Raw genomic sequence first — 16,199 nt, 5'->3', positions numbered from 1 at the left:
GCACCCATGAACCCCGATCGAAGCCGGACTGACGTGGTCGGCGCCGGACACGGAACGGCGGCCGACGCCGGATCCGCCACCATCCTGCCGGCGCTGGTCGCCCGCCAGGCGGCGGCCACGCCGGACGCGGTCGCCGTGCTGGCCGGCGACGTCGAGGTGACGTACGCCGAGCTGGACTGCCGGAGCAGCCGGCTGGCCCGGCTCCTGCTGGGGCTCGGCGTCGGGCCCGACTCGCTGGTCGGCGTCTGCCTGCCGCGCGGCGTGGACCTGGTCGTCGCGCTGCTCGGCGTCTGGCGGGCGGGTGCGGGTTACCTGCCGCTGAGCCCGGACCACCCGCGCGACTGGGCGACCTGGGTGCTGACCGACACCGGTGCCGGCATCGTGCTCACCGAGTCGGCCCTGACCGACCTGGTGGCCGGCACCGGTGCCCGGACGGTCTGCCTCGACACGCTCTCGGCGGAGCTCGCGGAGCTTTCCGACGAGCCGCTGGTCAGCCCGGCGACCGGGGACAGCCTCGCCTACGCGATCTACACCTCCGGCTCGACCGGGCGCCCCAAGGGCGTGATGATCAGCCACGCGGCCATCGCCAACCGGGTCGGCTGGGCGGTGCAGCAGCACGGTCTCGGTCCGGACGACCGGGTGCTGCAGAAGACCGCGCTGACCTTCGACGCGGCGTGCTGGGAGTTCTTCGCACCCCTGGTCAGCGGCGGTGCCGTCGTACTCGCACCGGTGGGCGCCGAGCACGACCCGGCGGCAATGGTCCGGGCGGTCGCCCGGCACGGCGTCACCGTCTTCCAGGGCGTGCCGTCGGTGCTCCGGCTCGTCGCCGAGGATCCGGGCTGGCGGGACTGCACCTCGCTCCGGCTGCTCTTCTCGGCCGGCGAGCCACTGCACGCCGAGCTGTGCCGGCGGCTCACCGACGGGCTCAAGGTCACCCTCTGGAACACGTACGGGCCGACCGAGTGCGCCATCGACGTGACCGCGCACCCGTACGACCCCGCGCTGCCGACCGGCCCGGTGCCGATCGGTCGACCGCTGACCAACCTGCGGGTGCTGGTACTCGACCAGAACGGCGACCCGGTGCCGGTGGGTGTGGCTGGCGAACTGCACGCCGGCGGGGTGGGAGTGGCCCGGGGCTACCTGGGCCGGCCCGACCTGACCGCGCAGAAGTTCGTGCCGGACCCGTACGGGCCGGCCGGCTCGCGGCTGTACCGCACCGGTGACCTGGTGCGCTGGCGCAGTGACGCGACCCTGGAGTACATCGGCCGGCTGGACCAGCAGGTCAAGGTCAACGGGGTGCGGATCGAGCCCGGTGAGGTGGAGTCCGTCCTGGTCAGCCATCCGGACGTGGCCGGTGCCGTGGTGCTGGCCCAGGACGGCGCCGACGGTACGAAGCGACTCGTCGGGTACGTCACCGGCCCGCGGGTGCCGACGCCCGACCGGCTGCGCGCCTTCCTCCGCGACCGGCTGCCCGACCCGCTGGTCCCGGCGGCCTTCGTCGCCCTGCCCGCGTTCCCGCTCACCACGAGCGGAAAGGTGGACCGGGCCGCGCTGCCGGTGCCGGACCCCGGCGACGCCGACGGCCGCGCGCCGTACGTGGCGCCACGCAACGCCGCCGAGCGGCTGGTGGCCCGGGCCTGGACGGAGCTGCTCAAGGTCGACCAGGTCGGGGCGCACGACGACTTCTTCCAGCTCGGCGGCTCGTCACTGCTGCTGACCCGGCTGGCCAACCAGCTCCGGGCGGCGTCCGGCAGCAAGGTCGCGCTGCGGGGCCTGTTCGCCGCGCCGACGGTGGAGCAGCAGGCCCGGCTGGTCGCCGTCGCCGAGGAGGACGGTCCGCCGCTGACCGTGGTGCCCCGGACCGGTCCGCTGCCGCTGTCGTTCGGGCAGCGCCGGCTCTGGGTCCTGGACCGGTTGGAGCCGGGCAGCACCGAGTGGGTGGCCCCGCTCTACCTCCGGCTGTCTCCGGAGATCGACGCGGCGACGGTACGACGGGCGCTGACCGCGCTCGCCCAGCGGCACGAGGTGCTGCGGACCCGGTACGTCGACGAGGCGGGCGAGCCCCGGCAGGTGATCGAGTCCCCGGGCGCGGTCGAGCTGCGGACGGTCGAGGCCGACCGGGTGGATCTCGACACGGTGTTCCGGGCCGAGTTCGAGCGCGGGTTCGACCTGGCGACCGGGCCGGTCTGGCGGGCCCTGCTGGTCCGGCTGCCGGGCACCCCGGTCCCGGTCCCGCCGACGTCGGTACGCATTCCGGCGACGGCCGGCCGGACCCCGGCTGGCGAGTCGGTGCTGCTGCTCACCCTGCACCACATCGCCTGTGACGGCTGGTCGTCGGTGGTGCTGGAGCGGGAACTGCGGGAACTCTGCGCCGCGTTCGCCGCCGGACGTACCCCGGAACTGCCGGCGCCGCCGGTGCAGTACGCGGACTTCGCGAGTTGGCAACGGGGCTGGCTGACCGACGACGTGCTCGCGGCGGACCTGGCCTACTGGCGGCGTACTCTCGCCGGGCTCGGGCCACTGGATCTGCCGACCGACCGGCCCCGACCGGCCCGGCGCGACTCCCGGGGTGCACTGGCCCCGTTCACCATCCCGGCCGACCTGGCCACCGCCGTACGCGAACTGGGCCGGCGGTACGGCGCGTCGCCGTACATGACCCTGCTGACCGCGTTCGGCACCCTGATCGCCCGGTACGCGGGGCGCTGGGACGTCGCCGTCGGTACGCCGGTGGCCGGCCGTACCCGGCCCGAGTTGGAGAACATGGTCGGCTTCTTCCTGAACTCCCTGGTACTGCGGCCCGGCCTGCACGGCGGACTGCGGTTCGGCGAGGCACTGGAGGCGACCCGGGAGGTCTGCCGGGAGGCGTTCGCGCACCAGGCGCTGCCGTTCGAGCAGCTCGTCGACGACCTCCAGCCGGACCGGGACATGTCCCGTACCCCGCTGTTCCAGGTCGCGTTCGACCTGCACGACGAGGGGCTGACCGGCGGCGCGGTCCGGGCCGACGACCTGGCGGCGTTCACCGCCTCCTGGCAGGTCGCCAAGACCGACCTGACGCTCTTCGTCCGGGTCCAGGCCGACGGCACGATGCTGGGCGCCCTGGAGTACGCGACCGCGCTCTTCGACCGGACCACGGTGGACCGGATGGGTGGACACCTGGTCCGGCTGCTTCACGCCGTCGTCGCCGACCCGGACCTGCGGCTCGGCACGGTGGACTTCCTCGACCCGGTGGACCGGCTGGTGGCCACCGGCGTCGCCGACCCGTTCCGGACCGGTGTTCCGGACCGCTGCCTCCACGAGGTGTTCGAGGAGCGGGTGGTGGCGTCGCCGGATGCGGTGGCGGTGGTGTTCGAGGGTGTGGAGTTGTCGTACGCGGAGGTGAATGCGCGGGCGAATCGGTTGGCGCATCGGCTTCGTGGTCTGGGTGTGGGTGTGGAGTCTTTGGTGGGGGTGTGTCTGGAGCGGGGTGTGGAGCTGGTTCCGGCGCTGTTGGGGGTGTTGAAGTCGGGGGCGGCGTATCTGCCGTTGGATCCGGCGCAGCCGGTGGACCGGTTGGGTTTCATGGTCGGCGACGCGGGTGCGTCGGTGGTGGTGACCGAGTCGGCGTTGTCGGCGACGGTCGCCGGCTTCCACGACGGTGATCTCGTCGTCGTCGACCGGGAGGACCTGTCGGGGCAGCCGGTGTCGAATCCGGTGCCGGTGTCGGGTCCGGAGAACCTGATCTACGTGATCTACACGTCGGGTTCGACGGGTCGGCCGAAGGGCGTCTGCGTGACCCACGCCAACGTGCTCCGGCTGTTCAGCACCACCTATCCGCACTTCGAGTTCACCTCGTCCGACGTGTGGCCGCTGTTCCACTCGTACGCCTTCGACTTCTCGGTCTGGGAGCTCTGGGGTGCGTTGCTGTACGGCGGCCGGTTGGTGGTGGTGCCCCGGGAGGTGACCCGGCTGCCGGACGAGTTCCTGGATCTGCTGGTCCGGGAGCGGGTGACGGTGCTGAACCAGACGCCGTCGGCGTTCCGGGCGTTGGTCGGGTTCGCTCGGGACGGCGATCCGCGGCTGGCCGCACTCCGGGTCCGGGCCGTGGTCTTCGGCGGCGAGAAGCTGGAGATGGCCGAGCTGGCCCCCTGGACCGACCGGTTCGGGAACAGCCCGGCCCTGGTGAACATGTACGGCATCACCGAGACCACGGTGCACGTCACCCAGCACCGGGTACGCGCCACCGACGTCGACGGGCACGGCAACCCGGTCGGGCACCCCCTCGGTGACCTGCGGGTCTACCTGCTGGACTCGTACGGGAATCTGGTGCCGGTCGGGGTGCCGGGGGAGATCCACGTGGGTGGGCCGGGGGTGGCCCGGGGTTATCTGGGGCGGCCGGAGTTGACGGCGCAGCGGTTCGTGCCGGATCCGTTCGCTACCTCGCCGGGTGCCCGGATGTACCGCAGTGGTGATCTGGCTCGGCGGCGTCCCGATGGTGGGTTGGACTTCCTGGGTCGGATCGACGACCAGGTGCAGATCCGGGGCTACCGGGTCGAGTTGGGCGAGATCGAGGCGGCGCTGGCCGCACATCCGGGGGTCCGGGACGCGGTCGTGCTGACCGACGAGCCGACCCCGGGCGCCCTGCGACTGGTCGCGTACCACGTGGCCGAGCCGGACGCGTCGCCGTCGACCGCCGAACTCGCCGCACACTGCGCGACCCGGATTCCCGACTACATGGTGCCGGCGGTCTTCGTGCCGCTGGACCGGATTCCGCTGACCGCCAACGGCAAGCTCGACCGGCGGGCCCTCCCCGCGCCTGGTCGGGCGCTGGCCGAGGTGGACGCCGCGGACTACGTGCCGCCGCAGGGCGCCCTCGAGGAGCGGATCGCCGAGATCTGGACCGAACTGCTCGACGTCGAGGCCGGAGCGCGGACGAACTTCTTCGCCGCCGGCGGCAACTCGATCCTCGCCGTCCGGCTGGCCGCTCGGATCCAGGAGGAGTTCGAGATCGAACTTCCGGTCCGGACCGTCTTCGAGCGCCCCACGATCGCGCGGATCGCCGAGGCCGTCGAGGAGCGGATCCGCGCAGAAATCGACGAGCTTTCCGAATCCGACCTGCTGGCGGGCCTGGCGTTGCTGAAGGAGCAAAAGGGATGAGCACGGGCGAAGACACGATCGAGCGTGGCATCGACGTGGTCCGCGAGGAACTGCTGCGGGCCCGGCTCGCCGGAAAGCTGCGCGGCGGTCGCCGGGCGGCGCTGACCCGGGTGGACCGGGACGGCCCGCTGCCGCTGTCCTTCGGGCAGCAGCAGATGTGGTTCCTGAGCCGGCTGGACCCGGGGAGCTGGGAGTACCTGGTCCCGCTCGCGCTGCGGATGCGAGGCCCGCTGGACCACGACGCGCTGCGTCGGGCCCTCACCGGGCTGGTCGGGCGGCACGAGATCCTCCGGACCCGGTACGCGCTCGCGGCCGGCGAGCCGACCCAGGTCATCGACCCGCCCGCGCCGGTGCCGCTGGCCGTGGTGGACCTGTCCGAGCTGCCGGAGTCGGAGCGGGAGAGCCGGGCCTTCGCGCTGGCCGCGCAGGAGCCGGCCACGCCGTTCGACCTGGCCGCGCAGTGGCCGGTGCGGGCCCGACTGCTCCGGCTGGCCGACGACGACCACCTGCTGGTCGTCGTCTTCCACCACATCGCCTGCGACGCCTGGTCGGTCGGGGTCTTCGCCGAGGAACTCAGCGCGCTGTACGACGCCGCCACCACCGGCCGACCGGACCCGCTCGCCCCGCTGCCGGTCCAGTACGCCGACTACGCCGCCTGGGAGCGGAACCGTTCCGAGGCGGAGCACCAGCGGCACCTCGACTACTGGCGGGACCAGCTCGCCGGGGTGCCGCCGCTGGACGTACCGGCGGACCGGCCCCGGCCGGCGACCCGGGACTGGGCCGGTGCGGTCGCCGGGTTCGACCTGCCGGCCGGGCTCGGCGAGCGGCTCCGCGACCTCGCCCGCCGGCACGACGCGACGCTGTTCATGGTGCTGCTGACCGGCTACCAGGCACTGCTGTCCCGGTACACCGGTGGCACCGACATCCCGGTCGGGACCGTCGTGTCGGGCCGGAGCCGGCCCGAACTGCGCCGGCTGATCGGGTACGGCATCAACAGCCTGGTGATGCGGGCCCGGTGGGACTCCGACATCACCTTCGGTGAACTGCTGGCCGCCAACCGGAACACCGTGCTGAGCGCGTTCGACCACCAGGAGGTGCCGTTCGGCCAGCTCGTCGACGAGTTGCAGCCCGAACGGGACATGTCCCGTACCCCGCTGTTCCAGGTCGCCTTCACCATGCACGAGGCGGGCGCCGGGGCGTACGCGATGCCGGGCCTCGTGGTGACGCCGCTGGACGGGATGTCCCAGGTGTCGCGGTTCGACCTGACCCTCCAGATCGAGGAGGCCGCCGACGGTGGGCTGCGCGGCCACCTGGAGTACGCGACCGCGCTCTTCGACCGGGCCACGGTGGACCGGATGGGCGCGCACCTGGTCCGGCTGCTCCAGGCGGTCGTCGTCGACCCGACCCGGGCCGTCTCGGCGGCGGACTTCCTCGACGCGGCGGAGCGGACCGAGGTGACCGGCGTCGCCGACCTGTTCCGGATCGACGCGGTGCCGCCGACCCGCTGCGTGCACGAGGTGTTCGAGGAGCGGGTGGTGGCGTCGCCGGATGCGGTGGCGGTGGTGTTCGAGGGTGTGGAGTTGTCGTACGCGGAGGTGAATGCGCGGGCGAATCGGTTGGCGCATCGGCTTCGTGGTCTGGGCGTCGGGCCCGAGTCTCTGGTCGGGGTCTGCCTGGAGCGGGGTGTGGAGCTGGTTCCGGCCCTGCTGGGGGTGTTGAAGTCGGGGGCGGCGTATCTGCCGTTGGATCCGGCGCAGCCGGTGGACCGGTTGGGTTTCATGGTCGGTGACGCGGGCGCGTCGGTGGTGCTGACCCAGTCGGCGCTGTCCGACACGGTGGCCGGGTTCCACGACGGCGTGACGGTGCTGTTGGACCGGGAGGACCTGTCGGGGCAGCCGGTGTCGAATCCGGTGCCGGTGTCGGGTCCGGAGAACCTGATCTACGTGATCTACACGTCGGGTTCGACGGGTCGACCGAAGGGCGTCTGCCTGACCCACGCCAACGTGCTCCGGCTGCTGACCGTGGCCGAGACCCATTACCAGTTCTCCGCCTCGGACGTCTGGCCGCTGTTCCACTCGTACGCCTTCGACGTCTCCGTCTGGGAACTCTGGGGTGCGTTGCTGTACGGCGGTCGGCTGGTGGTGGTGCCCCGGGAGGTGACCCGGCTGCCGGACGAGTTCCTGGATCTGCTGGTCCGGGAGCGGGTGACGGTGTTGAACCAGACGCCGTCGGCGTTCCGGGCGTTGGTCGGGTTCGCTCGGGACGGCGATCCGCGGCTGGCCGCACTCCGGCTCCGGGCCGTGGTCTTCGCCGGCGAGAAGCTGGAGATGGCCGAGCTGGCCCCCTGGACCGACCAGTTCGGACTGGACCGGCCGGCCCTGCTGAACATGTACGGCATCACCGAGACCACCGTGCACTCCAGCTTCCACCAGGTACGCCCGCAGGACATCACCGCCCCGGGCAACCCGGTCGGCTACCCCCTCGGTGACCTGCGGGTCTACCTGCTGGACTCGTACGGGAATCTGGTGCCGGTCGGGGTGCCGGGGGAGATCCACGTGGGTGGGCCGGGGGTGGCGCGGGGTTATCTGGGGCGGCCGGAGTTGACGGCGCAGCGGTTCGTGCCGGATCCGTTCGCTACCTCGCCGGGTGCCCGGATGTATCGCAGTGGTGATCTGGCTCGGCGGCGTTCCGATGGTGGGTTGGACTTCCTGGGTCGGATCGATGACCAGGTGCAGATCCGGGGCTACCGGGTCGAGTTGGGCGAGATCGAGGCGGCGCTGGCCGCACATCCGGGGGTCCGGGACGCGGTCGTGGTGGTCCGGGAGGACGTGCCCGGCGACAAGCGGCTGGCCGGCTACCTGGTGGCCGAGGTCGGCTCCGCGCCGACACCGGGGGAGTTGCGCGAGTTCCTCGCCCGCACCCTGCCGGAGTACATGGTGCCGGCGGCGTTCGTGCCGCTGGACCGGATCCCGCTGACCGCCAACGGGAAGCTCGACCGGCGGGCGCTGCCCGCGCCGGACCGGGGCACCCTGGCCGCCGGATCCGCCTACGTCGCACCCCGGACCCCGATCGAGGAGCGGGTCGCGGCGGTCTGGCGGGACGTGCTCGGGGTCGAGCGGGTGGGCGTACACGACGGCTTCTTCGACCTCGGCGGGCACTCGATCCGGGCCGTGGCGCTGGTCGGCGAGCTGCGCGCGATCGGCCTGGACGTCGCGGTACGGGACGTCTTCGAGCACCGTACGGTGGCCGAGCTCTGCGGCGTGCTCGACGGCCGTTCCGCCCCCGCTCCGGCCGAGCGTCCGGTGACGCCGTTCGAGCTGATCTCCGCCGAGGATCGGGCCAGGGTGCCGGCCGGTGCCGTGGACGCGTACCCGCTGTCCCGGGTCCAGGCCGGCATGGTCGTGGAGATGCTCTCCGACGGCGACCTGCACGCGTACCACAACGTGACGTCGTTCCGGATCCGGGACGAGCGGCCGTTCACGCTGGACGCGCTCCGCGAGGCGGCCCGGATCGTGGTGGACCGGCACGAGGTGCTGCGTACGGCGATCGACCTCACCTCGTACTCGGTGCCGATGCAGGTGGTCTTCCCGACCGCCGAGATGCCGGTCGGGGAGCGGGACCTGCGGCACCTGGACGCCGCCGAGCTGGACCGGTCGCTGCGCGAGTTCACCGCGGCGGAGCGGGCGGACGTCCTCGACCTCGCCGAGCCGGCCCTGATGCGGCTGTACGCGCACGTCTGCGACGACAAGACCTGGTGGCTGTCGGTCACCGAGTGCCACGCGATCATCGAGGGCTGGAGCCACCACTCGCTGCTGATGGAGGTGCTGGACCTCTACCGCGAGATGCGGGACGGCGGCCGGCCGGAGCCGGCGGCGGTGCCGACGATCCGGTTCGCCGACTTCATCGCCGCCGAGCTGCGTTCGCTGGACTCGACCGGGGACCGGGACTACTGGCGGGGCATCGTCGAGCGGTACCCGAGGTTCTCCCTGCCGACCGGCTGGGGCGACGAGAACGCGCCGCGCGGCTCGCTGATGCTCGGGGTGCCCTTCCACGACCTGGAGTCCGACCTGCGGGCGCTGGCCAGCCGGGCGAAGGCGTCGCTGAAGACCGTGCTGCTCGCCGCGCACCTGAAGGTGATGAGCCAGCTCACCGCCGAGGAGTCGTTCCTGACCGGCCTGGTCCTGCACGGCCGGCCGGAGATCGTCGGCGCCGACCAGGTGTACGGGATGTACCTCAACAGCCTGCCCTTCGCGTACGACCGGGGCGCCCGTACCTGGTTGGAGCTGGTCACCCGGACCTACGCCCGCGAGGTCGAGGTGTGGCCGCACCGGCGTTTCCCGATGCCGGAGATCCAGCGTGCCTTCGGGGACGGCCAGCGGCTGATGGACGTCCGGTTCAGCTACCACGACTTCGACCAGGTGGACAAGGAACTGGTCGACTACATGGCCAGCATCGACGACAGCCCGACCGAGTTCCCGCTCGCCGTGGCGGTCCGGCTCGGCTACGTCACGATGGCGGTCAACCCGCGCGGGTTGAGCCGGGTGAACGCCGACCGGATCGGCGCGATGTACCGGGCCGTGCTGGAGTCGATGGCCGCCGACCCGGACGGGGACGCCCGGCGGACCTGTCTGGACACCGACGAGCAGCGGCAACTGCTCGTCGAGTGGAGCAGCGGCCCGACCGAGCCGGCCGGCCCCGGGATATTGGAGCGGTTCGTCGCACAGGCGGCCGCGACCCCCGAGGCGGTGGCGATCGACGGCGCCGACGGTCAGGTCGGCTACGCGGACCTGGACGCCCGGGCGAACCGGTTGGCCCGGCACCTGCGGGCCTGCGGTGTGGTGCCGGAGTCGGTCGTCGGGGTGCTGCTGGACCGGGGACCTGACCTGCTCGTGGCGATGCTGGCGGTCTGGAAGGCCGGTGGCGCGTACGTGCCGCTCGACCCCTCCTCCCCGGCCGACCGGCTCGGCGACATGCTCGCCGACGCGGGTGCCCGGGTGGTGGTGACCGGGTCCGGTTACGTCGACCGGTTCCCCGAGGTCCCCGTCCGGGTCGTGCTCGACCAGGCCGGGTCGACCATCGCCGAGCAGCCGGCGACCGCACTCGACGTGCCGGCCGACCTGGACCGGTTGGCGTACGTGATCTTCACGTCGGGTTCGACGGGTCGGCCGAAGGGGGTGGCGGTCACCCATCGTGGGTTGGTCAATCATGTGTCCTGGGCGGCGCGGGAGTTGGCTGGTCGGGGTGTTGGTGGGTCGGCGTTGTTCTCGTCGGTGGCGTTCGATCTGGTGGTGCCGAATGTGTGGGCGCCGTTGGTGTCGGGTCAGCGGGTGTGGTTGTTGGGTTCGGATGTGGATATGGCGGATCTGGGTCGGGAGTTGGTGGCGGCGGGTCCGTTCAGTTTCCTGAAGCTGACCCCGGGCCACCTGGAGGTGCTCGCCCACCAACTCGAACCGGGCCAGGCCACCGGGCTGGCCGGGGTGACGGTGGTGGCCGGCGAGGCGTTCACCCGGCAGACCCTGGAGCGCTGGCGCGAGTGTGACCCCGAAGCGGTGCTGGTCAACGAGTACGGGCCGACGGAGGCGTCGGTGGGTACGTGTACGTATCCGGTGGTGGCGGGGTTGGTGCCGGAGGTGGTGCCGATCGGTCGTCCGTTGCCGGGGATGTCGATGTATGTGCTCGATGGTGAGTTGTCGCCGGTTCCGGTGGGTGTGTTGGGTGAGTTGTTTGTTGGTGGGGTCGGGGTGGCTCGGGGTTATGTGAATCGGCCGGAGTTGACGGCGGAGCGGTTCGTGCCGGATCCGTTCGGTTCTGGTGTCCGGTTGTATCAGACCGGTGATCTGGTGCGGATGTTGCCTGGTGGTGATGTGGAGTTCGTGGGTCGGGTTGATGATCAGGTGAAGGTGCACGGGTATCGGATCGAGTTGGGTGAGGTTCGGTCGGTGGTGTTGGCGCATCCGGCGGTGCGGGATGTGGTGGTGGTCGCGGTCGGGTCGGCGTCGGATCGGCGGTTGGTGGCCTATTGGGTGCCGGCCGATGGTGTTGTCGGGGTTGATGTGTTGGTGGCGCATTGTGTGGATCGGTTGCCGGAGTACATGGTGCCGGCGGTGTTCGTGTCGTTGGACGGGTTGCCGTTGAACGCGAATGGGAAGGTGGATCGGCGGGGGTTGCCGGATCCGGATTCGGCGGTGGTGGCGGCTGGTCCGGTGTTCGTGGCGCCGCGTACAGCAATCGAGGTGCGGGTCGCGGGGGTGTGGCGGGAGGTTCTGGGTCTGGATCGGGTCGGGGTGCATGAGAGTTTCTTCGATCTGGGTGGGCATTCGATTCGTGCGGTGGCGTTGGTGGGGAAGTTGCGGGCGGCGGGGTTCGAGGTTGCGGTCCGGGATGTGTTCCAGTTCCGGACGGTGGCGGAGTTCGCCGAGGCGATGTCGGAGAAGATGCCGGCGGAGTCGGTCGAGGGTGTGTCGGTGGTCGGGTCGGTTGATGGTCCGGTGGTGACGCCGTTCGCGTTGCTCGGCGATCGGGACCGGGCCGGGCTGCCGGTCGGGGTCGTCGACGCGTACCCGCTGTCCCAGGTCCAACTCGGCATGGTCGTCGAGATGTTGGCCGACACCGACCTGCACGCGTACCACAACGTGACGTCGTTCCGGCTGCGTACCGCCCATCCGTTCGCCCTGGACGCGCTGCGTGCGGCGGCCCGGATCGTGGTCGAGCGGCACGAGCTGCTGCGTACCTCGTTCGACCTGACCACGTACTCGGTGCCGATGCAGCTGGTGCACGCCACCGCCGAGATTCCGATCGGCGTACGCGACCTCCGGCACCTGGACCCGGAGCCGCGGCGGCAATCGCTGCGCGAGTTCACCTCGGCGGAACGCGCCGAACTCTTCGACCTCGGCGTGGCGCCGCTGCTGCGGTTCACCGTCCACGTGGAGAGCGACGAGGCGTGGTGGATGTCGGTCACCGTGTCCCACCCGATCACCGAGGGGTGGAGCCACCGGGCGATGCTGACCGAGCTGCTCGACCTCTACCAGGAGATTCGGGCCGGTGCAGAGCCGAAGCCGGCGCCCCGGCCCGCGGTCCGGTACGCCGACTTCATCGCCGCCGAACTCGAGTCGCTGGAGTCCACCGTGGACCGCGACTACTGGCGCGGGATCGTCGACGGGCACAGCCGGCTCGCCCTGCCCGCCGGCTGGGCCGCACCGGGTAGCGCGCGGGAGCCGTACTCGGTGACGGTCGGGCTCCGGGATCTGGAGACCGAGTTGCGGGCGTTGGCGACGGCGACGCGTACGTCGTTGAAGGCGGTGTTGCACGCGGCGCATCTGAAGGTGATGAGCCAGCTCACCGACGAGCCGGCGTTCTTCACCGGTCTGGTGTGCAGCGCCCGGCCCGAGGTCGACGGCGCCGACCGGGTCTACGGGATGTACCTGAACACCCTGCCGTTCGCCCATCGGCGCGGCGCGGCCACCTGGGGTGAGCTGGTCCGGCAGGTCTTCGACCGCGAGGTCGAACTCTGGCCGCACCGCCGCTACCCGATGCCGACCATCCAGCGTGAGCTGGCCGACGGGCAGCGCCTGCTGGAGGTGCGGTTCAGCTACCAGGACTTCGAGGCGGTCGACGCCGACCTGGTCGACGTGGAGTCCGGCCTCGGCGAGGGGGCCACCGAGTTCGGCCTGGCCGTCGCCGCGATGACCGGCAGCCTGGTGCTGACCGCCGACACGCACACGCTGAGCCGGCCCGACGCGACCCGGCTGGCCGCGATGTACCGGGCGGTGTTGGAGGCGATGGCCGCCGGTCCGGACGGCGACGCCCGGAACAGCCACCTGCCGGCGGACGAGCGGATCCAACTGCTCGACGAGTACGCCGTCAACCCCGGCCCGGCACCGGTCCGTACGGTGCCGGAGCTCTTCGCCGAGATGGTCGCGGCGAACCCGAGCCGGCCGGCGGTGACGCTCGGCGAGATGGAGCTCAGCTATCCGGAGTTGGACGCCCGGGCGAACCGGCTGGCCCGGCACCTGCGGGCCCGGGGCGTGGTGCCGGAGTCGGTCGTCGGGGTGCTGCTGGACCGGGGACCGGACCTGATCGCCTCGATGCTGGCGGTCTGGCAGGCCGGTGGCGCGTACGTGCCACTCGACCCGTCCTTCCCGGCCGAGCGGATGAACCGGATGCTCGCCGATGCCGGCGCCAGCATGGTGGTCACCCGGTCCCGGCACGCGGACCGGTTCGACTCCACCCTCGACTGCGTACTGGTCGACACCGAACGCCTGGCGATCGCGAGCCGCCCGGCGACCCCGTTGGCCGAGCCGCCCGACCTGGACCGGTTGGCGTACGTGATCTTCACGTCGGGTTCGACGGGTCGGCCGAAGGGGGTGGCGGTCACCCATCGTGGGCTGGTCAACCACGTGTCCTGGGCGGCGCGGGAGTTGGCTGGTCGGGGTGTTGGTGGGTCGGCGTTGTTCTCGTCGGTGGCGTTCGATCTGGTGGTGCCGAATGTGTGGGCGCCGTTGGTGTCGGGTCAGCGGGTGTGGTTGTTGGGTTCGGATGTGGATATGGCGGATCTGGGTCGGGAGTTGGTGGCGGCGGGTCCGTTCAGTTTCCTGAAGCTGACCCCGGGCCACCTGGAGATCCTCGGCCAGCAGGTCGAGGCCGCCCAGCTCGCCGCCCTGGCCGAGGTCGTCGTGGTGGCAGGCGAGGCGCTGCCCGGCCCGGTCGCCGAGAACTGGCGGCAGATCCTCGGCGACGGCCGACTCGTCAACGAGTACGGGCCGACGGAGGCGTCGGTGGGTACGTGTACGTATCCGGTGGTGGCGGGGTTGGTGCCGGAGGTGGTGCCGATCGGTCGTCCGTTGCCGGGGATGTCGATGTATGTGTTGGACGCGGAGTTGTCGCCGGTTCCGGTGGGTGTGTTGGGTGAGTTGTTTGTTGGTGGGGTCGGGGTGGCTCGGGGTTATGTGAATCGGCCGGAGTTGACGGCGGAGCGGTTCGTGCCGGATCCGTTCGGTTCTGGTGTCCGGTTGTATCGGACCGGTGATCTGGTGCGGATGTTGCCTGGTGGTGTGGTGGAGTTCGTGGGTCGGGTTGATGATCAGGTGAAGGTGCACGGGTATCGGATCGAGTTGGGTGAGGTTCGGTCGGTGGTGTTGGCGCATCCGGCGGTGCGGGATGTGGTGGTGGTCGCGGTTGGGTCGGCGTCGGATCGGCGGTTGGTGGCCTATTGGGTGCCGGCTGATGGTGTTGTCGGGGTTGATGTGTTGGTGGCGCATTGTGTGGATCGGTTGCCGGAGTACATGGTGCCGGCGGTGTTCGTGTCGTTGGACGGGTTGCCGTTGAATGCGAATGGGAAGGTGGATCGGCGGGGGTTGCCGGATCCGGATTCGGCGGTGGTTGCGGCTGGTCCGGTGTTCGTGGCGCCGCGTAATGCGGTGGAGGTGCGGGTCGCGGGGGTGTGGCGGGAGGTTCTGGGTCTGGATCGGGTCGGGGTGCATGAGAGTTTCTTCGATCTGGGTGGGCATTCGATTCGTGCGGTGGCGTTGGTGGGGAAGTTGCGGGCGGCGGGGTTCGAGGTTGCGGTGCGGGATGTGTTCCAGTTCCGGACGGTGGCGGAGTTCGCCGAGGCGATGTCGGGGAAGATGCCGGCGGAGTCGGTCGAGGGTGTGTCGGTGGTGGGGTCGGTTGATGGTCCGGTGGTGACGCCGTTCGCGTTGCTCGGCGATCGGGACCGGGCCGGGTTGCCGGTCGGGGTCGTTGACGCGTACCCGCTGTCCCAGGTCCAACTCGGCATGGTCGTCGAGATGCTCGGTGGGGTGGGTGGCAACCGCTACCACAACACCAGCTTCTACCGGATCCGCGACGAACGGCCGTTCCAGCCGGACGCGCTGCGCGAGGCGGCCCGGATCGTGGTCGAGCGGCACGAGTTGCTGCGTACCTCGTTCGACCTGACCACGTACTCGGTGCCGATGCAGCTCGTGCACGCCACCGCCGAGATGCCGGTCGAGGTGCGCGACGTACGGCACCTGGACGATCCGGCCAAGGAGCAGGCGCTGCACGACTTCATCGCCCAGGAACGGGCCGCCCTGTTCGACCTGGACCGTCCGCCGCTGCTCCGGATGGCGGGCTTCGTCGAGAGCGACGAGGCCTGGCGGCTCGGCTTCACCCAGTGCCACGCCATCACCGAGGGCTGGAGTCAGCAGTCGCTGCTGATGGAGGTGCTGGACCTCTACCGGCGGATCGCCGCCGGAACGTCGCCCGAACCGACACCGCTGCCCGAGGTCCGGTACGCCGACTTCATCGCCGCCGAACTCGAGTCGCTGGAGTCCGGCGTGGACCGCGACTACTGGCGGAACGTGGTCACCGCGCATTCCCGGTTCGCCCTGCCCACCGGCTGGGGCGGCGACGCCGACGGTTCCGGCAGTTTCCGGATCCCGGTGCCGTTCCCGGAGCTGGAGACCGAGCTGCGGGCGCTGGCGACGGCGACGCGTACGTCGTTGAAGGCGGTGTTGCACGCGGCGCATCTGAAGGTGATGAGCCAGCTCACCGACGAGCCGGCGTTCTTCACCGGTCTGGTGTGCAGCGCCCGGCCCGAGGTCGACGGCGCCGACCGGGTCTACGGGATGTACCTGAACACCCTGCCGTTCGCCCACGACCGGACCGCCGCCACCTGGGGTGAGCTGGTCCGGCAGGTCTTCGACCGCGAGGTCGAACTCTGGCCGCACCGCCGCTATCCGATGCCGGCGATCCAGCGCCAGGTCGGCGGCCGGCAGCTCATCGAGGTGATGTTCAGCTACCAGGACTTCCACCAGGTCGACACCGGTCGGGTGGACGTGCGGGCCGGCGCGGGCGACGCCGCGAACGAGTTCGCGCTCGCCGTCTCGACCGGTCCCGGGCACCTGATGCTGCGGATCCGGAACAGCGCGCTGAGCCCGGTGAACGCCGAGCGGGTGGTGGCGATGTACCGGGCCGTACTGGAGTCGATGGCCGCCGGCCCCGAGGGCGACGCCCGGGCGACGTACATGCCGGAGGCGGAACGCGACACGTTGTTGACCGACTGGAACGACACATCCGTGGAGTGGTGA

At 71.2% G+C, this 16,199-nt stretch carries 2 protein-coding genes; both read left to right on the top strand.

Annotated elements, in window-relative coordinates:
* Window positions 1-6 precede the first annotated feature (6 nt).
* Window positions 7-5,133 carry a non-ribosomal peptide synthetase gene (locus H4W31_RS37640; RefSeq protein ID WP_192770952.1) on the top strand — a complete coding sequence of 1,709 codons (5,127 nt, stop codon included), beginning with the start codon at window positions 7-9 and terminating at the stop codon, window positions 5,131-5,133.
* Window positions 5,130-16,199, top strand: a complete 11,070-nt coding sequence (locus tag H4W31_RS37635; protein WP_192770951.1) for a non-ribosomal peptide synthetase — start codon at window positions 5,130-5,132, stop codon at window positions 16,197-16,199. Before H4W31_RS37640 ends, H4W31_RS37635 begins: the two co-directional genes overlap by 4 nt.

The organism is Plantactinospora soyae, from assembly GCF_014874095.1.
Taxonomy (GTDB): Bacteria; Actinomycetota; Actinomycetes; order Mycobacteriales; family Micromonosporaceae; genus Plantactinospora; species Plantactinospora soyae.
Note: the sequence above shows the minus strand (reverse complement) of the source record. Positions and strands in the feature narration are given on the sequence as shown.